The organism is Mesorhizobium sp. M0518, assembly GCF_040321125.1.
In the GTDB taxonomy this organism is placed as follows: Bacteria; Pseudomonadota; Alphaproteobacteria; order Rhizobiales; family Rhizobiaceae; genus Mesorhizobium.
Genome location: NZ_JAMYQY010000005.1, coordinates 86,252 through 108,240, shown reverse-complemented (window position 1 = coordinate 108,240; position 21,989 = coordinate 86,252). Strand labels below are relative to the sequence as shown.

General features: G+C 62.3%; 19 protein-coding genes. 14 read left to right on the top strand and 5 right to left on the bottom strand.

Going from position 1 to position 21,989, the window contains the following annotated elements:
* The first annotated feature begins 31 nt into the window (after positions 1-31).
* Both dnaE and NKI66_RS08915 read left to right on the top strand, forming a co-directional pair.
* On the top strand, positions 32-3,559 hold the full coding sequence (dnaE, locus tag NKI66_RS08920) for a DNA polymerase III subunit alpha (RefSeq protein WP_023810526.1): 3,528 nt from the start codon (positions 32-34) through the stop codon (positions 3,557-3,559).
* 67 nt (positions 3,560-3,626) lie between these two features.
* Entirely contained in the window at positions 3,627-4,430 is an 804-nt protein-coding gene (locus NKI66_RS08915; RefSeq protein WP_352751476.1) for a potassium channel family protein, read from the top strand.
* Positions 4,431-4,442: 12 nt separating this feature from the next.
* Here the strand turns inward: NKI66_RS08915 and NKI66_RS08910 are convergent, their stop codons facing one another.
* Positions 4,443-5,324, bottom strand: a complete 882-nt coding sequence (locus tag NKI66_RS08910) for a DMT family transporter (RefSeq protein ID WP_352552931.1) — start codon at positions 5,322-5,324, stop codon at positions 4,443-4,445.
* Positions 5,325-5,521: 197 nt separating this feature from the next.
* Between NKI66_RS08910 and NKI66_RS08905 the strand changes: the two genes are divergently transcribed.
* Entirely contained in the window at positions 5,522-6,028 is a 507-nt protein-coding gene (locus tag NKI66_RS08905) for a hypothetical protein (RefSeq protein WP_352440262.1), read from the top strand.
* Here NKI66_RS08905 and NKI66_RS08900 read toward each other — a convergent pair.
* On the bottom strand, positions 6,025-7,353 hold the full coding sequence (locus NKI66_RS08900) for a DNA polymerase IV (protein WP_352751475.1): 1,329 nt from the start codon (positions 7,351-7,353) through the stop codon (positions 6,025-6,027). The genes NKI66_RS08905 and NKI66_RS08900 overlap by 4 nt on opposite strands.
* A gap of 65 nt (positions 7,354-7,418) precedes the next feature.
* Here NKI66_RS08900 and NKI66_RS08895 point away from each other — a divergent pair, with 65 nt between their 5' ends.
* Both NKI66_RS08895 and NKI66_RS08890 read left to right on the top strand, forming a co-directional pair.
* Positions 7,419-7,994, top strand: coding sequence for a GNAT family N-acetyltransferase (locus tag NKI66_RS08895; protein ID WP_023810530.1), 576 nt, complete (start codon positions 7,419-7,421; stop codon positions 7,992-7,994).
* Positions 7,995-8,101: 107 nt separating this feature from the next.
* Positions 8,102-9,625, top strand: coding sequence for a hypothetical protein (locus tag NKI66_RS08890; RefSeq protein ID WP_352751473.1), 1,524 nt, complete (start codon positions 8,102-8,104; stop codon positions 9,623-9,625).
* Positions 9,626-9,642: 17 nt separating this feature from the next.
* Here NKI66_RS08890 and NKI66_RS08885 read toward each other — a convergent pair whose 3' ends face one another.
* Positions 9,643-10,296: a hypothetical protein gene (locus tag NKI66_RS08885; RefSeq protein ID WP_352751472.1), complete on the bottom strand. Its 654-nt coding sequence runs from the start codon at positions 10,294-10,296 to the stop codon at positions 9,643-9,645.
* A complete protein-coding gene (locus NKI66_RS08880; RefSeq protein ID WP_127296144.1) occupies positions 10,293-10,592 on the bottom strand; it encodes a DUF3572 domain-containing protein in 300 nt (99 codons plus the stop codon). Before NKI66_RS08880 ends, NKI66_RS08885 begins: the two co-directional genes overlap by 4 nt.
* Positions 10,593-10,817: 225 nt before the next feature.
* Between NKI66_RS08880 and NKI66_RS08875 the strand changes: the two genes are divergently transcribed.
* The 9 genes from NKI66_RS08875 (at position 10,818) to NKI66_RS08835 (ending at position 21,011) form a co-directional block, all read left to right on the top strand.
* Positions 10,818-11,189 (top strand): response regulator, encoded by a 372-nt coding sequence (locus NKI66_RS08875; RefSeq protein ID WP_013531932.1) that lies wholly within the window; start codon positions 10,818-10,820, stop codon positions 11,187-11,189.
* A 33-nt stretch (positions 11,190-11,222) separates the two neighbouring features.
* On the top strand, positions 11,223-12,596 hold the full coding sequence (locus tag NKI66_RS08870) for a PleD family two-component system response regulator (RefSeq protein WP_352751470.1): 1,374 nt from the start codon (positions 11,223-11,225) through the stop codon (positions 12,594-12,596).
* A gap of 522 nt (positions 12,597-13,118) precedes the next feature.
* Positions 13,119-14,591, top strand: a complete 1,473-nt coding sequence (locus tag NKI66_RS08865; RefSeq protein ID WP_352751468.1) for an FAD-dependent monooxygenase — start codon at positions 13,119-13,121, stop codon at positions 14,589-14,591.
* 138 nt (positions 14,592-14,729) lie between these two features.
* Positions 14,730-15,464: a FadR/GntR family transcriptional regulator gene (locus tag NKI66_RS08860; RefSeq protein WP_352751466.1), complete on the top strand. Its 735-nt coding sequence runs from the start codon at positions 14,730-14,732 to the stop codon at positions 15,462-15,464.
* The gene (locus NKI66_RS08855; protein WP_352751465.1) at positions 15,461-16,648 is read left to right on the top strand and encodes a PLP-dependent transferase; all 1,188 of its coding nucleotides are present in this window, start codon (positions 15,461-15,463) and stop codon (positions 16,646-16,648) included. Before NKI66_RS08860 ends, NKI66_RS08855 begins: the two co-directional genes overlap by 4 nt.
* A gap of 29 nt (positions 16,649-16,677) precedes the next feature.
* Positions 16,678-17,955 carry an ABC transporter substrate-binding protein gene (locus NKI66_RS08850; RefSeq protein WP_127296148.1) on the top strand — a complete coding sequence of 426 codons (1,278 nt, stop codon included), beginning with the start codon at positions 16,678-16,680 and terminating at the stop codon, positions 17,953-17,955.
* Between the two features lie 212 nt (positions 17,956-18,167).
* Positions 18,168-19,091 carry a carbohydrate ABC transporter permease gene (locus NKI66_RS08845; protein ID WP_128303391.1) on the top strand — a complete coding sequence of 308 codons (924 nt, stop codon included), beginning with the start codon at positions 18,168-18,170 and terminating at the stop codon, positions 19,089-19,091.
* Positions 19,091-19,939: a carbohydrate ABC transporter permease gene (locus tag NKI66_RS08840; RefSeq protein ID WP_027036797.1), complete on the top strand. Its 849-nt coding sequence runs from the start codon at positions 19,091-19,093 to the stop codon at positions 19,937-19,939. Before NKI66_RS08845 ends, NKI66_RS08840 begins: the two co-directional genes overlap by 1 nt.
* 4 nt (positions 19,940-19,943) lie before the next feature.
* The gene (locus NKI66_RS08835) at positions 19,944-21,011 is read left to right on the top strand and encodes an ABC transporter ATP-binding protein (protein ID WP_352751463.1); all 1,068 of its coding nucleotides are present in this window, start codon (positions 19,944-19,946) and stop codon (positions 21,009-21,011) included.
* A gap of 315 nt (positions 21,012-21,326) precedes the next feature.
* Here the strand turns inward: NKI66_RS08835 and NKI66_RS08830 are convergent, their stop codons facing one another.
* Positions 21,327-21,536, bottom strand: a complete 210-nt coding sequence (locus NKI66_RS08830; RefSeq protein WP_013531922.1) for a hypothetical protein — start codon at positions 21,534-21,536, stop codon at positions 21,327-21,329.
* Between the last annotated feature and the right edge of the window lie 453 nt (positions 21,537-21,989).

Sequence of the window (21,989 nt, the reverse complement as noted above, 5' to 3'; positions counted from 1 at the left end):
TCCATCGACTCAAGGACCTTCACACAGCACCATGGCCGACGAAAAACTTCCCCGCGATCCCCTGAAGCGCGAAGCAGCGATTGCTGCGGCGCGGCCCGAGGCCCCGGCGCGGCCCTTCGTCCATCTGCGCGTGCATTCGGCCTATTCGCTGCTGGAAGGCGCCTTGCAGATCGGCAAGGTGGTGGCTCACGCGGTCAAGGACGAAGCCCCGGCCATCGCCGTCACCGACACCAACAATCTGTTCGGCGCACTGGAATTCGCGCAGAAGGCGGTGAAGGACGGCATCCAGCCGATCATCGGCTGTCAGACGGCGCTCGCCTTTTCCGGCGAAAACAGCGATGGCCAGCGCGACCGCAGGCGGCAGGGCCCGGATATGCGGCCGGTGGTCCTGCTCGCCGCGACCGAAGCCGGCTATTCCAATCTGGTCAGGCTGGTTAGCCGCGTCTACCTCGAAACGCCGCCGGGCGAAGCCGTGCACCTGACCACCGAAATGATGGACGGCTATTGTGACGGATTGATCTGCCTCAGCGGTGGGCCGCGCGGACCGATCGGCACCGCGCTCAAGGAAGATCGCCGCGACCTGGCCGAAGCCCGGCTTTTGACCCTCAAGGAGATGTTCGGCGACCGGCTCTATGTCGAGTTGGACCGGGTTTCCGGTTATGACCGCGTGATCGAAAAATCCTCGATCGATCTGGCGTATGCCCATGAACTGCCCCTGGTCGCCACCAACGAGGCGTTCTTTTCCTCTCGTGACGACTATGACGCACATGACGCGCTGATCGCCATCGCCGAGGGATCGGTCGTCGCCGCCGACAATCGTCGCCGGCTGTCGCCGGACAATTTCCTGCGCAGCCAGGCCGATATGGCGCGGCTCTTTGCCGATCTGCCGGAGGCGATCGACAACACTGTCGAGATCGCGCTGCGCTGCTCCTACTATCCCAGGAATCGCAATCCGATCCTGCCGCGCTTCACCGGCGGCGATGTCGCCGACAATGACGCCGCGGTGCAAGCGGAAGCCGACGAACTGGCCCGCCAGGCGCATGAGGGGCTCGACGCGCGCCTCGCCATGCATGGCCCAACCGCCGGCTATACGGTCGAGCAATACCGCGAGCGGTTGAACTTCGAGCTTGGCATCATCACCAAGATGAAGTTTCCGGGCTACTTCCTGATCGTTGCCGACTTCATCAAATGGGCGAAGGCTCAGGGCATTCCGGTCGGGCCGGGCCGCGGTTCGGGCGCAGGCTCGCTGGTCGCCTATTCGACGACCATCACCGACATCGATCCGCTGCGCTTCTCGCTTCTGTTCGAGCGCTTCCTCAATCCCGATCGCGTGTCGATGCCCGACTTCGACATCGACTTCTGCCAGGATCGACGTGAGGAGGTCATCCGCTACGTCCAGCAGAAATACGGTCGCGACCAGGTCGGCCAGATCATCACCTTCGGTACGCTGCAGGCTCGCGCCGTGCTGCGCGACGTTGGCCGTGTGCTGCAGATGCCCTATGGCCAGGTCGACAAGCTCTCCAAGATGGTGCCACAGAACCCGGCCAATCCGGTCAAGCTCGCTGACGCCATCGCCAACGAGCCGCGCTTTGCCGAAGAGGCCGAGAGGGAGCCGATCGTCCAGACGCTGCTCGATATGGCGCAGAAGCTGGAAGGCCTTTACCGCCATGCCTCGACGCACGCCGCCGGCATCGTCATCGGCGACCGGCCGCTGTCGGAACTGGTGCCGATGTACCGCGATCCGCGCTCGGACATGCCCGTCACCCAGTTCAACATGAAATATGTCGAGCAGGCCGGACTGGTGAAGTTCGACTTCCTCGGCCTGAAGACGCTGACCGTGCTGGAGACGGCGGTGAAGCTGATCCGCCGGCGCGGCATCGAGATCGATCTGGCGACGATCCCGCTCGACGATCCCGACACCTACGCCATGCTGTCGCGCGGTGAAGTGGTCGGCGTGTTCCAGGTGGAAAGCGCCGGCATGCGCAAGGCGTTGATCGGCATGCGGCCCGACTGCATCGAGGACATCATCGCGCTGGTCGCGCTCTACCGCCCCGGTCCGATGGAGAACATTCCGACCTACAACGCCAGAAAGCATGGCGAGGAGGAGATGGCGTCGATCCATCCCAAGATCGACCATCTGGTGAAGGAGACGCAAGGCGTCATCGTCTACCAGGAACAGGTGATGCAGATCGCGCAGGAGCTGTCCGGCTACTCGCTCGGCGAAGCCGATCTGCTGCGCCGCGCCATGGGCAAGAAGATCCGCGCCGAGATGGACAAGCAGCGCGAGCGCTTCGTCTCCGGCGCTGTCGAGCGTGGCGTCGGCAAGCCGCAAGCCGACTTCATTTTCGACCTGCTGGCCAAGTTCGCCGACTATGGTTTCAACAAATCGCATGCCGCCGCCTACGCGGTGGTTTCATACCAGACCGCCTATCTCAAGGCGCATTATCCGGTCGAGTTCCTGGCGGCGTCGATGACGCTCGACATGGGCAACACCGACAAGCTCGCCGATTTCCGCCAGGACGCGCTACGCCTCGGCATAGAGGTTCTGGCGCCGTCGGTGACATCGAGCTTTCGCCCCTTCGAGGTCGGTGAGAACCGCATCTACTATTCGCTGGCGGCGCTCAAAGGCGTCGGCGACGCGGCGGTCGAACACATCGTTGCCCAACGTGGGGAAAGGCCGTTCAAGAACCTTGCTGATTTCTGCGAGCGGGTCGATCCCAAGATTGTCGGCAAGCGCGTCTTCGAAAGCCTGATCATGGCCGGTGCGCTCGATTGCTTCGGCCACGACCGCGCGTCGATGATGGCGGGCGTGGAGCGCATGATGGGACTGGCGTCGCTGGCGCAGCAGAATGCGGTTTCCGGCCAGCACGACATCTTCGGCGCTTCGCTCGGCGCCCAGTCGCAGGCACTCAATCTGCCGGCGACAGAGCCGTGGCTCGCCGCCGACCGGCTGCACCGTGAATTCCAGGTGGTCGGCTTCTATCTCTCGGCGCACCCGCTCGACGAGTACAAGGCGGCCCTGCAGAAGATGCGGGTTCAGACGTGGGCCGAGTTTTCGGCGGCCGTCAAACGCGGTGCCGCCGCCGGCCGTCTGGCCGGCACGGTGACGTCCAAGCAGGAGCGCAAGACGCGCACCGGCAACAAGATGGGCGTTATCGCCTTTTCTGACACATCCGGCCAGTACGAAGCCGTGCTGTTTTCCGAAGGACTGGCGCAATATCGCGATCTGCTCGAGGCCGGCCGCTCCGTGGTCATCACCGTTGCCGCCGAGGACAGGCCGGAAGGCGTCAATCTGCGCATCAACTCAGTGCAGTCGCTGGAGGACGAGGCAAGCCGTATCCAGAAGGCACTTCGCATTTTCGTGCGCAACGCCTCGCCGATCAACACGCTGGCCGGCCAACTGACCGTCAGGGGCGAAGGCCAGGTCAGCTTCGTGCTGATCAAGGAAGAGGGCGAGGGGGAAATCGAGATCGAGCTGCCGAACCGCTACCGGATTTCGCCGCAGATCGCCTCGGCGATGCGCGCGGTGCCGGGCGTGGTCGAAGTGGAGTTGGTGTGACCCCCGCTCTTTCTCGCGCGCGGCAATCAGCCGGGCGGTCGCTGCCGCGAACGCCAGCGCAGTCAGCATGAAGCCGGCACAGAGGAACGGGTCGCAGACGGTTTCAACCTTGGCGCGGCTGCGTGACAGGCTGCGCAGGCTCTATCATGGGCGCACGCCGGCCGCTTTCCGGTTCCAACTGGTGGCCGTCGTCATCGACCTCGCCATCATCGCTTTCTTCATCGCGACGCCGGTTCTTCAGGACAAGCCGTCATTCCTCTGGCTCGACTATTCGGCGGCCGCGCTTGTCGCCGCGGACCTGGTCGCCCGGCTGCTTGCCTCCAAAAACATGCTGCGGCTGATGAAGCAGCCGACGTCGTGGGTCGATGTCTTCATCCTTTTGACGCTGCTGATGCCGACGGCGTTCGCCAATCTCGCCTTCCTGCGCATCCTGCGGCTGTGGTCGCTGTCGCGCAGCGGTTCGCTCTGGCGGCATCTGGAGATGCGCGGCCTGCGGCCGTGGCGCGAGGCCAGCCACGCGGTCATCAACCTCTTGACCTTCCTGTTTGTCATCACCGGCTTCGTCTACACGTTCTTCTTCCGCACTGGCGCCGGCCTGGAGAACTATATCGACGCGCTTTATTTCACCGTCGCCACGGTGACGACGACCGGCTTCGGCGACATTGTGCTGCCGGGCATAGCCGGCAAGCTGACGGCAATCGTCACCATGATCATCGGCATATCGCTGTTTGTCAGACTGGCTCAGGCGATCTTCCGGCCAGCCAAGGTTTTGTTTCCCTGTCCGCAGTGCGGCCTGCGGCGGCACGAGCCGGACGCCGTGCATTGCAAGGCCTGCGGCCATCTCCTCAACATACCCGACGAAGGGAACTGACGGCCGGCGGGACTACGACGCCGCCACTTCGGCCGGCTTCATTGGCCTGCGCTGAAGATTGAGCAGATTGCCCATCAGGATCAGCAGCGCGCCACCAGCGGTGAAGGCGTCGATCTGCTCGCTATAGAGCAGCCAGCCAATCAGCGCCGACAGCGGCACGCGCAGGAAATCCATCGGCGAGACGATAGTCGCGTCGGCATGACCAAGCGCACGGGCCATGCAGAAATGCGACGACATGCCGGTGAAGGCGATCAGCACGATCCATGGCCACAGCTCCAGTGGCGGGTTGCGCCACGTATAGAGCGCCGGGATGAGACCGACTATCGACTGGATAATCAGCATCCAGCAGATGATGCGCACGACGCTGTCCGTCCGGGTCAGCGATTTGATCGTGACCACCGAGATGCCGAAGCAGGCCGCGGCACCCAGCACGACGAGATGTCCAGGATCGATCGAGCCGACACCGGGGCGCACGATGATCACCACGCCGATCAGCCCCAGCCCGATCGCTGCCAGCTTGGGCCGGTTGAGCCTTTCGTCAAGAAAAATCACCGCCAGGATAGCTGTCCAGATCGGCGTGGTGAATTCGATCGAGATCAGCACGGCCAGCGGGATCAAAGTGAGGGCGTAGAGCCAGGCCGCCTGGCCCGTGTAGTGGATGACGTTGCGGGCGATATGGGCAATGGGGCGCCGCGTGCGCATGGCTTGAAAGCCGCCACTCGTCATCACCAGCGGCAGAAGGATGAAGAAGCCGATCACAGAGCGCAACTCCAGCACCTGGAAGACGTTGAGCTCCGCTGTCGTGGCTCGGCCGGCGACCGTCATCCCAAGGAAGGAAGCGATCGACAGCGCCATCCAGAACGCGGCCTTGGGGATCGAGGGTGTGGGTGCCATTCGCGCTATGTCGCAGGCCAGGACTTCTGCCGCAATCGCTACGCAAGGCATTCTTCTGGGCCAGTCGCGACTGGCTGGATATTGTAAAACAGTCATGTGGCGGGCGGAACCTGAAACGGCAAGTGGCGTTGAATCCCGATGGTCAGCCGTGCTGGCGGACCGTCCCGCCTTTTTGAAGATCGACAGGGAGAGCTTCGATGAGATCCTTCGCGCAATTCGCGCTTGCCGGCGGTTTACTGGTTGCGGCAGGCGCGGCACATGCCGACGAGACGCAATTTCTCCAGTCGTTCAAGGGCAATTTCGCCGGCAGGGGTATCGTCAAGGTCACCACCGATGCGCCGACCGTGAACGTGTCCTGCACGTTCAGCTCGAACGCGACATCGACCTCCCTGTCGCTCGACGGCAATTGCCGGGGGCTTGTCGTGGTCACGCGTGCCATCAGCGCGGATCTGAAGGCCAGCGGCGCCAAATACAGCGGCACCTATGTCGGCTCTCGCACGGGACCGGCACAGCTCAACGGCAGCCGTTCGGGCAACGCGATCAACCTGGGCATTCGCTGGGCCAAGGAGGTCAATGGCGACCGAAGGGCGCAGATGAAGGTCGAGAAACGCGGCGAGAACGGCATGCGGCTGACCGTCATCGACACCGACCCGAAAACCGGCAAGAGCGTGGTGACGAGCAGGATTGATCTGCAGCGCACCTAATCCTCGAGCGGCTCCGGCGGATGGGCGTCGCGGCCCTTGCCGAATGTGTAGCCGGTTTCCACCGCCTTGCGGCCGAACTTGTCGCGGAGGGCATCGATGGCGCCTTCGGCCATGGCGCGCTTGCGCGATTGGATGTCGACCAGATCGGGCGGGTCGGCCTTGTCGTCGTCCGAGAGGTCGCTGACACCGATGCCGAGCAGCCGATATTTCGTGCCGTCGGTTTCCTTGCGCAGAAGCTCCACCCCGGTCTGAAAGATGCGGTCGGCGAGCCGGGTCGGATCGCCGAGCTGGCGATTGCGCGTGCGCAGCTTGAAATCCTGGCTCTTCAGTTTCAGCACCACAGTGCGCCCGGCAATGCCTGACTTTTTCAGCCGTGCCGAAACCTTTTCCGAAAGACCCCTGAGAACCGCGACCAGTTCCTCTAGCGACGCGATGTCGGTGTCGAAGGTGGTTTCGGCCGATACGCTCTTGGCATCCTGGTCGGGATCGACGCGGCGGACGTCCTCGCCGCGCGAAAGGTGGTAGAGCCGGTCGCCCATCGTGCCGTAGCGGCGCATCAGGTCGCCGCGATCCATCTGCTGCAACTGGCCGATAGTGCGGATGCCGTCACGCTCCAGGGTGGCGTTGAATGCCTTTCCGACACCCCAGATCATGGTCACCGGCTGCGCCGCCAGGAAGCCGACTGCCTCGGCCTCGCCGATGACCGAGAAACCGCGCGGCTTGCGAAAATCAGACGCAATCTTGGCAAGGAACTTGCAATAGGACAGGCCGGCCGAAACGGTGATGCCGATCTCCTTCTCGACGGTCTGCGCGAAGCGCGCCAGCACCACAGCAGGCGGCAGGCCGTGCAGTCGTTCGGTGCCGGCGAGGTCGAGAAACGCCTCGTCGATCGACAGCGGCTCGACCAGCGGTGTCAGCGCTTGCATCATGGCGCGCACTTCGCGGCCGACGCGCACGTATTTTTCCATGTTGGGGCTGATGACGACCGCCTCCGGGCAGGCTTCGAGCGCCTTGAACATCGGCATGGCCGAGCGGACGCCCTGGATGCGGGCGATGTAACAGGCGGTGGAGACGACGCCGCGCTTGCCGCCGCCGATGATCAGCGGCTTGTCCTTGAGCGCCGGATTGTCGCGCTTTTCGATCGCCGCATAGAAGGCGTCGCAATCGATATGGGCCAGATGCAGCCGGTAAAGCTCGGGATGACGCACAAGCCGGGGGCTGCCGCAGCGCTCGCAGCGGCGCGTCGGGCTGCGCTGAAACATCAGGCAGTCGCGGCAAAAACCGTGATCGGGATTGTTGACAGGGGCCGCCATCGCTGCGAACATAAAGAGAACAGAAGCAATGGTACGACAGTGCAAGGCCAGCGACAAGGCTGGCCTGGGGAGAACGCATGAGCACGACCATAGCGCCGCTTGCGCCCGAGCTTTGGGCTGAATTCGAGGACCTCTTCGGCAAGCAAGGCGCCTGCTACGGCTGCTGGTGCACGCATTTCCGGCTGGCGCCGGCGATGCGCCGCGAGAGCAGCCGGGAACGCAACAAGGACCACATCAAGGCGCGTATCGAAGCCGGCCCGCCGCCCGGACTGCTGGCATTCGAGGATGGCCAGGCGGTTGGCTGGATGCAGATCGGACCGCGCGCCGACGTGCCCGAATGGAACAATCAGGGCAGGGGGTCGGCACCGGTCGATCCTGCCGACGCGGGGGATGCGGCCGTTTGGGCGATCTCCTGCTTCTTCATCCGCGCCAAGGCGCGCGGCAGGGGCATCACGCATCGCCTCGTCGAAGGCGGCATAGGTTTCGCCCGCCAGAATGGGGCCCGGCTGCTGGAGGCGTGCCCGATGGACCTGTCTCGCGATTCGCGCTCGATCGGCCTGTTCGTCGGTTCGTCACGGGTCTTCGAGAAGGCGGGTTTCGAGCGGCTGGTGGAACGCAAGGCCGGTCGCCCGCTGATGCGGCTGGTGCTTTGATCGAGATGGTCTGCCCGGGTGCCGTTGTCGATCTCACCTTGCGGTTGCAGCGGTAATTTCATACCAGACGGACAAAGTCTTTCTTCTAGGTCAAACGGAGAATTCGCGTGAACCGTGCCCTGCCATTCGTGTTCCTTCTTGCGTTGAGTGCCCCTGCTTTCAGCCAGACCGCCGACAGTCAGGGTGCGAAGCAATTGTCCGACGACTTGTCCCGCTATGTCGGCAAGCAGGCCATCGACAAAGGCATTTTGAAGGTTTCGCTCGAAGGTGGCGCCTACAAGATCGTGTTCGATTTCAAGGCACTTGCCGCATCATTTCCGGACCAGAAACTGCTGAAGTTCGACTTCGCGCCCTATGCCTTGATGGTCAAGCCGCGCAGCGACGGGTCCTGGGATGTCTCCATGGATTTCTCCCAAACCGCCTCCTTCGAGTTCAACGGACCCGAGGGGCTGCAAAGCACTCAGTTTTCGATCAAGGACGGCAAGGGTTCGGGCGTCTACGATCCAAATCTGGCGGCCTTTACCAGCGGCACCAGCTCGATCGCCGGCATGACGATGGCATCGAAGGATGCCAAGCAGCACATGGAAGCCAGCACGGGCGCCGGCATCGCGACCGTTGCCGCGACCAAGTCGGCGACCGGGGGCGTCGATTTCACAACCTCGCAGAAGGTGTCGAGTTTTGTCGAAGCGATCAATTTCGATGACCCCGAGAGCGGGCTGAAATTCCCGGTCACCGTCAGGTCGCCGGAATTGTCGGTCGAAGCCAGCGGCAAGGGCGTGCGGACCAAGCCATTGCTCGATCTCCTGGCATTTGCGGTGGCCAACGAGGACGAGGCGACGCTGAAGGACAACCAGGCGCAGCTCAAATCGCTTCTGCTCGCCGCCTTGCCGCTTTGGCAGCGTATCGACGGGACCTACGGTTTCAAGGATTTCGAGGTGGAAAGCCCGGTCGGCAATTTCGGCGCCACCCAGCTCAGCACCGTGTTCGGCACCGATGGCGTGGCCCAGAACGGCACGATCACGTACGGCATCAAGGCATCGGGGCTGACCGTGCCGACCCAGCTTCTGCCGAGCTGGAGCGTGGGGTTGTTGCCCACCGATGTCGATTTGAACTTTGGCGGCGCCAATATCGATCTCGACAGCATGGCGAAGAAGGCGATCGAAGCCTTTGATCTCAATAAGAATCCGCCGCTGTCGGCCGAATTCGGCGAGCAACTTAAAGTCGACTTCATGGCCAGGATGCCGAAGGTCGTGCTTGGCCACAGCACCCTGAAGAACAAGGACACGGAGATCGCGCTGGAAGGCGAGATGACATTCCCAGGCGAAAAGCCCGAAGGTAGCGTGACCGTCAATGTCGCCGGCTTCGACAAGCTTGTCGAAGGCCTGCAGCAAGCGGCAAAGTCGGAACCGGAGGTTGGCCAATACGTGCCAGTCGCTCTCATGGCGAAGGGCTTTGGCAAGACGCTGCCCGATGGCCGGCTGGAATGGATCGTCAATGCCAAGGCCGATGGCTCGGTCACCGTCAATGGCGTCATGCTGAAGCCCGCCGATCCGGCCGTGGACGACAGCGTGGATGATGGTGACGGCGCCGATGACAGCGGAGACGACAGCGGCGGCGCAGGTGCGAACTGAACCCCTGAAGCTGGAGTTCAGAGCCCCAGCGCGCTTTGAATCTTGGGCGCTGCCTCGTGCCAGTCCTGGACGACGACCACATCGTCCGTCACCGGCGGCAGGAATGCGCGCAGCGAATTGTCGGCCATCAGGTGGAACAGTTCGGCGTCGGCGACCGATTCCCGTACCGACGCCAGATTGTGCGGCTGATCGTCGACGAAAACCACCGGTCGGCCGGCCCTGCCGCGAAGCTTGGCCACCGCCGGTCCTTTGGCCATTTCAGTGGTCAGAAGCGGATAGCTCAGTCCAAGCGCGTCGAGATGGACGCGACGCACGGCACGGTGCTTGTGCGGCATGGCCGTCAGCAAAACGATTTCCGCGCGGTCGCCAAACCCTGCCAGGGCTTCTGCAGCGCCGTCAGTAATGTTTTGCCAATCGGCTTGCGCGTCAAAGAAATCGGCCAGCAGTGCCGTGACTTCGGGCTGTTCGATCAGGCGGCCGCTAGCGGTCTCTGCTATGTTGCCGGTCAGCCGAAACGAGGCCAGCGTCAGGCCATAGCCGCGCGCCTTGAGGAAATTCGGAAACGGCCGGATGAATTCGAGCACGACATCGTCGACATCGAGGACAAGCAAGGGTCGGTCGTCGGCTACCAGTTCTTCAATCTGGCGCGCGGTTTCCGGATCATCGCTCATATGGAATGCTCGTGGTTGTCGTCGCCCAGCGGCAGCGACCGCAGCGCCTTGCCGACAGCAGCCGGCGGCGTGCCGGTTTCCTCGGCAAAGCGCATCAGCGTCGGCTCGTGGGCAAGAATGAACTGCAGCACACCGGCCATGAATCCCGGTTCGCTGGCGGCTTTGCGGATTGAATGCGCCTCTATGCCGGTGATCGCCAGAAAGCGCGGCAGCAGCTCCGGATCGGAGGCGACGAAGCCCAGGGCCTTCACGGCAATCGATTCCGCTTCTTCACGCATTGACGCTGCGTTTGCCATCACTACCTTCGGTGCGTGGAATGAGTCTCTCCCGCAATAATGGCAAGAGTTGCTGGCGGCAAGCGGTTAGAGCGGCGCCCGAGGTGGAATCCAAACAGCTTTTCGCACGGTGGATTTCCGTTTCGTCAATCATATTGCCGTAAAGTGAAGCAGGGTTTGGTGCGTTCAGACATGGGCGCATGACGGTCGCCTTCGAAGCGGAAGGGCAGCCGGGACGGGAAATCGATGCCGAAGAAGGTTATGATCGTCGAGGACAATGAGCTCAATATGAAGCTCTTTCGGGACCTCATCGAGGCAAGCGGTTACGAGACCGTGCGCACCCGCAACGGTCTGGAAGCGCTCGATCTGGCGCGCCAGCACCGGCCGGATCTGATCCTGATGGATATCCAATTGCCTGAAGTGTCGGGGCTTGAAGTGACCAAATGGCTGAAGGAAGACGACGAGCTGCACGTCATCCCGGTCATTGCGGTGACCGCCTTCGCCATGAAGGGTGACGAGGAACGTATCCGCCAGGGCGGCTGCGAGGCTTATATTTCGAAGCCGATCTCGGTGCCGCGTTTCATCGAAACCATCAAATCCTATCTGGGCGATGCGTGATGTGCCCTTTCAGCCGAGCCGGAGCCTTGTGAAATGACTGCGCGGATCCTCGTCGTCGACGACATCCCTGCCAATGTGCGGCTGCTGGAAGTCCGGCTGCTGGCCGAATATTTCGAAGTGCTGACCGCCACCAACGGGCCGGATGCGATCGAGACCTGCGAGAACGGCAAGGTCGATGTCGTGCTGCTCGACGTGATGATGCCGGACATGGACGGCTTCGAGGTCTGTCGGCGGCTGAAGAGCGATCCGGCGACATCGCACATTCCGGTGGTGATGATCACCGCGCTCGACCAGGTTTCCGACCGCGTCCGCGGGCTCGAGGCCGGCGCCGACGACTTCCTGACCAAGCCGGTCAACGATCTGCAACTGATGACGCGAGTCAAGAGCCTGGTTCGCCTGAAGTCGCTGACCGACGAGTTGCGGCTGCGCGCCTCGACGACGCGCAACATCGGCATCGAGGAGTTGCTCAGCCGTAATTTCGCATCCGAGGACACGACGCCCAAAGTGCTTTTGATCGACGAACGCAAATCATCCGTCGAGCGCATCCAGAAGATGCTGCGCGACCGGGCCGATCTCGACGTCACACATGATCCGCATGCCGGTTTCTTCCAGGCCGCCGAGACGTCCTATGAATGCGTGATGATCTCGACCGCGTTCGCCGATTTCGATCCGCTGAGGCTCTGTTCGCAGTTGCGCTCGCTCGATCGCACCCGTTTCGTGCCGATCATCCTGCTGGCGGAGGAGGGCGAGGAGGAACGCATCATCCGCGGCCTCGAACTCGGCATCAATGATTATCTGATGCGGCCGATCGACCAGCAGGAGTTGACGGCGCGGCTGCGCACCCAGGTGCGCCGCAAGCGCTACAACGACCAGCTGCGCGCCAGCGTCACCCAGACCATCGAAATGGCGGTGACCGATGGACTGACCGGGCTGCACAACCGCCGCTATCTGGACAGCCATCTGCAGACGCTGTTCGATCGCGCCGTGGCGCGGCGCCGGCCGCTGTCGGTGATGATCACCGACCTCGACCGCTTCAAGGCGATCAACGACGTGCACGGTCATGACGGCGGCGACGAGGTTCTGCGGGAATTCGCACGGCGGCTGCGCAAGAATGTCAGGGGTATCGACCTTGCCTGCCGTTTTGGCGGGGAGGAGTTCGTCGTGGTGATGCCGGACACCGAGGGCGCGGTGGCCGAGAAGGTAGCCGAGCGCATTCGCGCCGAAATCGCCCAGGCAGCTTTTGCCATCGGCCAGGACGGCAAGGCGATCGAAGTCACGGTCAGCGTCGGCGTGTCGTCGGTGCTGAAAGGCGTGGACACGGTGGCGGCGCTGATGAAGCGTGCCGATCTCGCGCTCTACGAAGCCAAGAGCGGCGGCCGCAACCGGGTTGTTGCCAAAGCCGCATAACCGGCCAAGGCTCCGAATATCCAGTCAACCCGACAGGGTTACCCGTTTACCTTAATCCAAGCGATTCGCGAGCCTTGGTTAAGAAACTGTTGATTTTCATAAGCTCTTGCGCAACTGTGCAGGCCAAGACGAAGCCGGCACGAGGATAGAAAGCCGGCTCCGATCCCTGGGAATACCCCATGATGCTCAGGTCCGCCGCATCTCCTGGGTCCGTGGGGTCGGCCGGCCGGCGCTGGCACATAGTGGCCTCCTCGTACCGCTGCCAAACGCCGACCGGCCCCCTTCTCTCCAAAAGAACATCAGAACGTGCCAAAGCACGGAGGAATCTGCGTTTCTGCAGGTGAAATCGGAACACCCGTTCTAGCCGTTCCTACACAGTTTCGCTGTGAGGGCAGCCAACGATGAGGGGAAGAATACCCCTTCCATTTCATACATATGGCGCACAAGAGGCTTGCGGCAAGACCCGGCTCCTCCCGTAAAACCGCGACCCAAGCCAGGGTGCGGAAAACGGGAGTTATGATAATGATTTCAGATCATGCGGTTGTGATCGCCGGGGGTGGTCCGACGGGATTGATGCTGGCAGGCGAACTGGCGCTGGCAGGCGTGGACGTTGCCATTGTCGAAAGGCGACCGGATCAGAAACTGGCAGGATTGCGCGCTGGCGGCCTGCATGCGCGCACTCTTGAGGTGCTCGACCAGCGCGGAATTGCGGATCGGTTTCTTTCACAGGGACAGATATCGCCGTCCGTGGGCTTCCACATGATCCGGTTAGACATCAGCGATTTTCCCACGCGCCACAATTATCTGCTGGCGCTGCGGCAAAACCACATCGAGCGCATCCTGGCCGACTGGGTCGGCGAGTTCAAGGTGCCGATCTATCGCGGACACGAGGTTGCGGGGTTTGCCCAGGACGCCAGCGGCGTCGATGTCAAACTGTCCAACGGCCACCGGCTGAAGACGACATATCTGGTTGGTTGCGACGGAGGCCGCAGCACCGTTCGCAAATCAGCCGGTATTGAGTTCGCCGGATGGGATCCGACGATGAGCTGGATGATTGCCGAGGTCGAGATATCGGAAGAGCCGGAATGGGGCTTCCGCAGCAACGCCTTCGGAATTCATGCCCTGGGTAAGATCGAGGACGGCAAAAAAGTTGGCGTCGTGCTGACGGAACCGAACCTGGAGGCGCGCGGCGACCCGACCCTGCGCGAGCTCAGCGAGGCGCTGACTGCCATCTACGGCACCGACTTCGGGGTCCACAGCCCGACCTGGCTCTCCCGCTTCACCGACATGACGCGCCATGCTGCCGCATACCGCGACAGGCGCGTGCTGCTGGCGGGTGATGCCGCGCACATCCATCCGCCAATGGGTGGGCAGGGCCTCAACATCGGCGTGCAGGATGCGGTGAATCTTGGATGGAAGCTGGCCCAAGTCATCAAGGGGATATCGCCGCAAAGCCTGCTCGACAGCTATCACGCCGAGCGTCATCCGGTTGCCGCCCGCGTGTTGCGCAATACGATGGCACAGGTCGCGCTTCGCCGCACGGATGACCGCAGCAAGGCCTTGGCCGACACTGTTGCCGAGTTGCTCGGCATGGATGAAGCCCGCAAGAAAATCGCCGCGGAGATGTCTGGTTTGGGTGTCCATTACGACCTTGGCGAGGGGCATCCACTGCTTGGGCGGCGAATGCCCGATCTCGATCTGACCACCGCTGGCGGACCGTTGCGGGTCTTCACCTTGCTGCACGACGCGCGGCCCGTGCTGCTCAACTTCGGTGAGCAAGGCAGGCTGGACATCACGCCCTGGGCTGATCGGGTCCGGCAGATCGACGCCGGTTACGCCGGTATCTGGGACCTCCCGGCTCTCGGGACGGTCGTTGCGCCCGACGCGGTCTTGGTCCGGCCCGATGGTTATGTGGCTTGGGCCGGGGCGGGAACCCAACAGGGGCTGGTGGACGCGCTGACCACCTGGTTCGGGTCGCCTGCTGCCGCAGGTTAGCAGACATGTCGAAGCGCGATCGCGCGACCGCCTTGAAAGCATTTCGTCGCTCCCTCCGACAGGGCTCCTGACAGCTGGTTGACAGGAGTTTTCTTCTGTGCAGAAATTGGTTGGACCATTGGACCACTTGGAGGAAATGTGGACCAGAACAGCCTGCCACCCATCCAGACCTCGGCTCGCGACGACGCCGTGTTGAAGGCGTTGGTGGGATTTGTTCGCGCCGAAGCCCTGCAGCCGGGTGAGAGACTTCCAACCGAACGCATTCTGGCCGAGCGGCTGAAGGTCAGCCGGAACACCGTGCGCGAGGCACTGACGCGCTGGGAAGGGCTCGGCCTCGTCGAGAGGCGCCAGGGCAGCGGCACCTATCTCAAGGCGGCTGTTTCACACGATATGCTGCACATGCCGCTGACGCTGGCGGGCGGCAATGATTTCACCAGCCTGATGCAGACGATGGAGATCCGCCGCGCACTGGAGGCGGAGGCCGCAGCTCTTTGCGCCGAACGCGCCAGCCAGGCAGATATCGCCGAAATCGCACGCAAGCTCGACATCATGGAGCAGGCGTTCCGCACACGCGACGGCATGTCGTCGGAAGAGGATTGGGAGTTCCACCAGGCGATCTACCGGGCCTCGGGTAATCCGCTGTTCGAGCAGATCATCGCCGCCATGTACGAGTTGTTCCACCGCTTCTGGGAGCATCCGCTCGGCGTGCGCGACTTCGGCCACGCCAGCTTTCCCTATCACCGCACCATCTACGAACGCATCGCCGCGCGCGACCCGCAAGGCGCACGCGCCGAGGCGCTCAAGCTGATCGCCACCGTCGAAGACGATCTCAAGCGCGGTGCGGCTAAACTCCAACTTTCGAGCCAGACATGAACGAGCATCCATCAGGTTTCGATCACGACTATCTTGCCGAGGCCGCGACACTCTTGGCGCATGACGAACCGTTCCCTGGCGGCGCGGTGGTGCCGCCGATCTACCAGACCTCGCTGTTCACCTTCGCCAATTATGCCGAGATGGCCGATACCTTTGCCGGGAAACGAAAGCAGCCGATCTATTCGCGTGGCGACAATCCGACGGTGATGGAGTTCGAGGCGCGCGTGGCAGCGCTTGAGGGCGCAGAAGCCGCGCGCGGCTTTTCCAGCGGCATGGCGGCGATCAGCGCCACGGTGCTTGCGTTCGTTGGGGCAGGCGAGCGCATCGTGGCGGTGCGCAATTGCTATGGCGATGCCTACCGGCTGTTCGAGCGGCTGTTGCCTCGGCTCAACATCAAGGTCGACTATGTCGACGGCTCCGACCCGGATGCGGTCGCGGCGGCACTTCCCGGCGCCAAGCTGCTCTACCTGGAAAGCCCGACCTCGATGATGTTCGAGCTGCAGGACATCGCGCATCTGACACGGCTGGCCAAGGAACAGGGCATCGTCACCACCATCGACAATTCCTGGGCGACGCCGGTGTTCCAGAAGCCGATCGCGCATGGCGTCGACCTGGTGCTGCATTCGGCCTCGAAATACCTTGGCGGCCACAGCGACACCGTCGCTGGCGTCGTCGCGGGTTCGGCCGCTCATATCAAGCACATCAACGAGCAGACCTATTCCTATCTCGGCGGCAAGCTGTCGCCATTCGAAGCCTGGCTGTTGCTGCGCGGCTTGCGCACGCTGCCGCTGCGCCTGCCGCACCACATGAAGAGCGGCCTGACCATCGCCGAACGGCTGAAGGCGCATGCCAATGTCGAGCGCGTCAACCATCCTGTCTATTCGAACCATCCGGGCAAGGCGACACTGGCCGGCTATGCCGGTCTGTTCTCCTTCGAGGTGACGGACGAGATCGACATCCCCGTCTTCGTCGATGCGATGAAATATTTCCGCATCGGCGTCAGCTGGGGCGGGCATGAAAGCCTGGTCGTGCCGGCCAAGGCGTCGCTGGAGCAGACGCCTGGCCTGAATTCGATGGCGCGCTTCGGCGTCAGCCCCCGAACCATCCGCTTCAATGTCGGATTGGAGAGTGTCGAAGACCTGTGGGCGGATGTCGCCCAAGCCTTCGAAAAAGCCAGAAAATAACAAGCGGGTTCAAAATGGGAGTCTTGAACATGAAAAAACTGACCGTCATGCTTGCCACCGTTGCGGGACTGGCGATTTCCGCCGGAAATGCCGTGGCCGATTCGACCCTGAAAATGGTCGAAGTCATCACCAGCCCGCCACGCACCGAGTTCCTGAAAAAGCAGATCGCCGAGTTCGAAACAGCCAATCCGGGCATCAAGGTCGAGCTGATCTCGCTGCCCTGGGGCCAGGCCTTCGAGAAATTCCTGACCATGGTGCAGGCCGGCGATACGCCCGACATCGTCGAAATGCCGGAACGCTGGATGGGCCTCTATGCCAACAACGCCCAACTCGAGGATCTTGGCCCCTATATGGCCAAATGGGACGACGCCAAAACGCTGGGCGACCGCGCCAAGCAGTTCGGCTCGACCGTCAACAACACCCAGTTCATGATCCCTTACGGCTACTATGTGAACGCGCTGTTCTGGAACAAGAAACTGTTCAAGGAAGCCGGCCTCGATGGTCCGCCGGCGACGCTCGATGATTTCATCGCCGACGCCAAGAAAATCTCTGCGTTGCCGGGCAAATATGGCTACTGCCTGCGCGGCGGGCCGGGCGCTTTCAACGGCATGCACATGTTCATGAACATCGCCGCCGGCAAGGGCGGCTACTTCAACGAGGATGGCACTTCGACGATCAACGAAGAAGGCTCGGTCAAGGGCCTGCAGATGCTGGCCGACATGTACAAGGACGGACTGGCGCCTAAGGATGCGGTGAGTTGGGGTTTCAACGAAACGGTCACCGGCTTCTATTCCGGCACCTGCGCCATGCTCAACCAGGATCCGGACGCGCTGCTCGGCATTGCCGACAAGATGAGCGCCGACGATTTCGCGGTAGCGCCATTGCCGGTCGGGCCGAGCGGCAAATCCTATCCGACGCTGGGCTATGCCGGCTGGGCGATGTTCGCCAACTCGCAGCACAAGGACGACGCCTGGAAACTGATGGCGACGCTTCTGTCGCCGAAGGACAATCTGGAATGGGCCAAGGAAGTCGGCGTTGTCCCGATCCACAACGGCGCCGACCAGGATCCCCATTTCAAGACGGAGCAGTTCAAGGGCTGGTTTACGGAGCTCAGCGACAGCTCCAAATATGAAATGGTCACCCCGCCGACGCATCTGGAGAACCTCGGCAATTTCGTCGACCAGGTGGCGATCAAGAATTTTCAGGAAGTGCTGCTTGGCCAGAAGACGGCCAAGGACGTCGCCGACCAGTGGGCTGCCTTCCTGACCAAGGAACAGCAGGATTGGCTGGCGAAGAACAAGAAGTAGTTTTTCTTCCCTTCTCCCCGTTCACGGGGAGAAGGTGTCACGAAGTGACGGATGAGGGGCGGCGCCACGCCTCGATAGGTTCGCGCTGCCCTCATCTGCCTGCCCGTCCTCCGCAGCAGCTGCGGAGGGTGGACCGGCATCTTCTCCCCATATAGCGACGGGGAGAAGGACGCTGTCCCCGACGCCGCTCCAGGGAGCTAGATCCACACCCAATGACCTACGCCGTGTCCGAAATACGATCCGCCGGCAAGCCGCGTCGCAAGCGGCTATCCCATGCCGCAATCGAGCCATGGCTCTATCTCAGCCCGGCGATCATCCTGCTGATCGTGGTGCTCTTGGTGCCGCTGGTCGTCGGCATCAGCTACTCCTTCCGCAAGTTCTCGGCGTTCAAATCCGAATATGTCGGGCTCGGGCAGTATCAGGCGATGCTGTCGGATCAGGTGCTGGGGCAGGCGCTGGTCAACACGTTGTGGTGGACCGTCGCCAGTCTGTTTTTCCAGTTCTTCCTTGGCCTCGGCCTGGCGCTGCTGCTCGACAAGCCATTTCGCGGCCGCAAGGCCGTGCAAGCCCTGGTGTTCCTGCCCTGGGCGGTGCCGTCCTTCTTGTCGGGCCTGACCTGGGCCTGGCTGTTCAATCCCATCATCGGCCCATTGCCGCACTGGCTGTTTGCGTTGGGGCTGAAAGCCGAGCCGACCAATGTGCTGTCCGATCCCTCAACCGCCATGTGGGGGCCGATCGTCGCCAATATCTGGTTCGGCATTCCGTTTTTCGCCATCACGCTCTTGGCGGCACTGAAATCCATTCCGTCGGAACTGCATGAGGCAGCGGCTATCGATGGAGCCTCGCCCTGGCAGCGCTTCACCAAGGTGACGCTGCCGTTCCTGGCGCCGACCATCGCCATCACCGTGATGTTGCGCACCATCTGGATCGCCACCTTCGCCGACCTGATCTTCGTCATGACCGAGGGCGGACCCGCCGGCTCGACCAACACGGTGCCGGTCTACATCTATGTCAGCGCCTTCAAGTCGCTGGACAAGGGCTATGCCTCGGCGGTGGCCGTGCTGCTGCTGGTCCTGCTCATTGCTTATGCGATCGCGCTGATCGGCATCCGTCGCACGCTGGTGAGGCACGTCTGATGATCGCAGGGCGTTCAACCTCGCAGCGCTTCTTCGGCGGCATCGGCCTCTACGCGGCAATCGCGGCTTACGTGCTCTTTGCCTTGTTCCCGATCTACTGGACGCTAAAAATCTCGGTCACGCCGGAGCGGCTGCTCTATTCCGAAGGCATCACCTTCTGGCCGTCGCACATGACGCTGCAGAACTTCGTCACCGTGCTCGAGGCCACCGATTTTCCGCGTTATTTCCTCAACAGCGTCATCGTCTCGGTATCGACGGCGGCACTGGTGACAATCATCGCCACGCTCGCCGGCTATGCAATGTCGCGCTTCACCTTTCGCGGCAAGGCGGCACTGGCGCTGATGTTGCTTTTGACCCAGACCTTTCCGCTGGTGATGGTCATTCCGCCGATCTACCGCGTGATGGGCCAGATCGGGCTGATCAACAGCCTGACCGGGCTGATCATCATCTACACCGCCTTCAACACGGCCTTTGCCACCTTCCTGATGCAGTCCTTCTTCGACGGCATCCCGAAGGACCTGGAGGAGGCGGCGATGATTGACGGGTGCACCCGCGCGCAGGCGATGCGCAAGGTGATCGTGCCGCTGACGCTGCCGGGCATGGGCGCGACGCTCGGCTTCGTCTTCACCGCCGCCTGGAGCGAATTGCTGTTCGCGCTGATGCTGATCTCCAGCGACGACCAGAAGACCTTCGCCGTCGGCCTGCTCACCTTCATCGGCAAGTTCGCCGTCGACTGGGGACAGATGATGGCGGCATCCATCCTGGCGCTGATCCCGGTCTGCATCTTCTTCGCCTTCCTGCAACGCTATCTCGTCACCGGCCTGACCGCCGGCGCCGTCAAAGGATAGATCGATGGCCTCTGTTACGCTCGAAAAGGTCCGCAAGGACTATGGCGCCGTCCGCGTCCTGCACGCGGTCGACCTTGAAATCGCCGATGGCGAGTTCGTCGTCCTGGTTGGGCCGTCAGGCTGCGGCAAGTCCACGCTCTTGCGCATGATCGCCGGGCTGGAGGAGGCTTCCGGCGGCGAGATCCGCATCGGCGAGCGGCTGGTCAACGACGTAGCACCCAAGGACCGCGACATCGCCATGGTGTTCCAGTCCTATGCGCTCTATCCGCATATGGACGTGTCGAAGAACATGGGTTTCAGCCTGCTCTTGAAGAAGGCGCAGAAGACGACGATCGATGCCAGGGTGGACGGCGCCGCCAAGCGGCTCGGGCTCGACACCTTCCTGCAGCGCCTGCCGCGGCAATTGTCGGGCGGCCAGCGCCAGCGCGTCGCCATGGGCCGTGCCATCGTGCGGGATCCCAAGGTCTTCCTGTTCGACGAACCGCTGTCGAACCTCGACGCCAAGCTGCGCGTCCATATGCGCGCCGAGATCAAGGCGCTGCACCAGCAACTGAAGACGACATCGGTTTATGTCACGCACGACCAGATCGAGGCGATGACCATGGCCGACCGGATCGTCGTCATGCATGACGGGCTGATCCAGCAGGTCGGCGCGCCGCTCGATCTCTACGATCGGCCGGCCAACATGTTCGTCGCCGGTTTCATCGGTTCACCCGGCATGAATTTCCTGCCGGCGACGGTTCGGGAGGGCGCTACCCCGGAGGCCGTACTGACCGACGGCCAGGCGCTGAGGCTGCCGGAAGGCCTGCCGCTCAAGGATGGTGACGCCATCACCGTCGGTTTGCGGCCCGAGCATATCAAATTGGCGGATGACGGCGCGTTGAAGGGCGAGGTGGGGGTGGTCGAGCCGCTCGGGCTTTCGACGCAGTTCTACGTCAAGCTGGCCAGCCAGCAGCTTTGCGTCTTTGCCATGGGCCGTGCCGGCGTGAAGCCCGGCGACGAGGTACGGTTGGCGGCCGAACCACACCAGCTGCATCTATTCGATCCGAAGAGCGGTGAGCGCATCGGCTGAGGGGACTCAGCCAGGGCGGATGCGGGCAGCCGGATCAGGCGCAGTTATCGGGCGGGAATACACGGTAACGCTACATTTCAATTGGATAAAATAGCGGAACGTCCAAGAGACATTTCCGGAACCTAACAGGACCGCTTGGACCTTTGCGCGTAGAGCACAAGACCTTAGTCCCGCCGTCTTCTCAAAAGAACGGAGGTTATTTCGCCACGAACTAGGCCGCCGTCGGAGCTAGTCAACACCGACGGCGGCACCTGCAATATGGATGAGTGGGTTGTGTGCGGATATGGTGTGATCGCGGAAGGTGATTGTAAATCGCTAACCGCGAGGGCTTCTTTTAGACAGCGGCGAGCTGTCCAACGGGTTCTCAGCCGACTTGGCCGATCGCCGCTCCTTCAGCCACAGGGACTTCTTTCTCCTTGCCAGGTTCTCGTCTCGAACGCTGTCTTCGGCGGTCACTCCGCCATGCATCGCGGCAATCACGTAGTCGGCTCTGTTGGTTCGAAAGTCGCCTTTTTGTACGGACATCGTTTTCTCCCAGTGCGAGGCATTTCCCCCCTTTTTGCCTGACGCTGAAACTAACTGCCTATCCGTGGCGCAAGTCTACCAATCGGCGATTGTATTAAAACGATACACTCAGCAGGTATGGTGATGGCACGATCGCACGAGAGGAGCCCATGCCGGCGGGGCTTCTTCATTGACCCGGTTGTGATCCTTGCGGGGGTGCCGCGGCGGGAGGGGCCGGAGCCTGCGGTGCGGGTTCCGTGGAAGGCGGGGCGGGGCTGTCAGGCTGAGGTGCAGGCTGTGCGGCCTCTTCCTCAGTCAGAACCTGGTCAGTCCTGGCCTTGATCTCATCGGCCGTCTGCTGGCTTATCAGCCCGTTGCTGACGGCGAAACCAGCAGCCAGAGCGACAAGGGCTGCAATGATTGCAGCTTTCAACTTCTTCGACATCCATAGGCGCCTTGTTCGTGACACCCAAC

What these genes read in the sequence shown, in the direction of transcription:
- dnaE (WP_023810526.1), top strand. Translation starts at nt 32, where the DNA reads ATGGCCGACGAAAAACTTCCCCGCGATCCCCTGAAGCGCGAAGCAGCG.
- NKI66_RS08915 (WP_352751476.1), top strand. Translation starts at nt 3,627, where the DNA reads ATGAAGCCGGCACAGAGGAACGGGTCGCAGACGGTTTCAACCTTGGCG.
- NKI66_RS08910 (WP_352552931.1), bottom strand. Translation starts at nt 5,324, where the DNA reads ATGGCACCCACACCCTCGATCCCCAAGGCCGCGTTCTGGATGGCGCTG.
- NKI66_RS08905 (WP_352440262.1), top strand. Translation starts at nt 5,522, where the DNA reads ATGAGATCCTTCGCGCAATTCGCGCTTGCCGGCGGTTTACTGGTTGCG.
- NKI66_RS08900 (WP_352751475.1), bottom strand. Translation starts at nt 7,353, where the DNA reads ATGTTCGCAGCGATGGCGGCCCCTGTCAACAATCCCGATCACGGTTTT.
- NKI66_RS08895 (WP_023810530.1), top strand. Translation starts at nt 7,419, where the DNA reads ATGAGCACGACCATAGCGCCGCTTGCGCCCGAGCTTTGGGCTGAATTC.
- NKI66_RS08885 (WP_352751472.1), bottom strand. Translation starts at nt 10,296, where the DNA reads ATGAGCGATGATCCGGAAACCGCGCGCCAGATTGAAGAACTGGTAGCC.
- NKI66_RS08880 (WP_127296144.1), bottom strand. Translation starts at nt 10,592, where the DNA reads ATGGCAAACGCAGCGTCAATGCGTGAAGAAGCGGAATCGATTGCCGTG.
- NKI66_RS08875 (WP_013531932.1), top strand. Translation starts at nt 10,818, where the DNA reads ATGCCGAAGAAGGTTATGATCGTCGAGGACAATGAGCTCAATATGAAG.
- NKI66_RS08870 (WP_352751470.1), top strand. Translation starts at nt 11,223, where the DNA reads ATGACTGCGCGGATCCTCGTCGTCGACGACATCCCTGCCAATGTGCGG.
- NKI66_RS08865 (WP_352751468.1), top strand. Translation starts at nt 13,119, where the DNA reads ATGATTTCAGATCATGCGGTTGTGATCGCCGGGGGTGGTCCGACGGGA.
- NKI66_RS08855 (WP_352751465.1), top strand. Translation starts at nt 15,461, where the DNA reads ATGAACGAGCATCCATCAGGTTTCGATCACGACTATCTTGCCGAGGCC.
- NKI66_RS08850 (WP_127296148.1), top strand. Translation starts at nt 16,678, where the DNA reads ATGAAAAAACTGACCGTCATGCTTGCCACCGTTGCGGGACTGGCGATT.
- NKI66_RS08845 (WP_128303391.1), top strand. Translation starts at nt 18,168, where the DNA reads ATGACCTACGCCGTGTCCGAAATACGATCCGCCGGCAAGCCGCGTCGC.
- NKI66_RS08840 (WP_027036797.1), top strand. Translation starts at nt 19,091, where the DNA reads ATGATCGCAGGGCGTTCAACCTCGCAGCGCTTCTTCGGCGGCATCGGC.
- NKI66_RS08835 (WP_352751463.1), top strand. Translation starts at nt 19,944, where the DNA reads ATGGCCTCTGTTACGCTCGAAAAGGTCCGCAAGGACTATGGCGCCGTC.
- NKI66_RS08830 (WP_013531922.1), bottom strand. Translation starts at nt 21,536, where the DNA reads ATGTCCGTACAAAAAGGCGACTTTCGAACCAACAGAGCCGACTACGTG.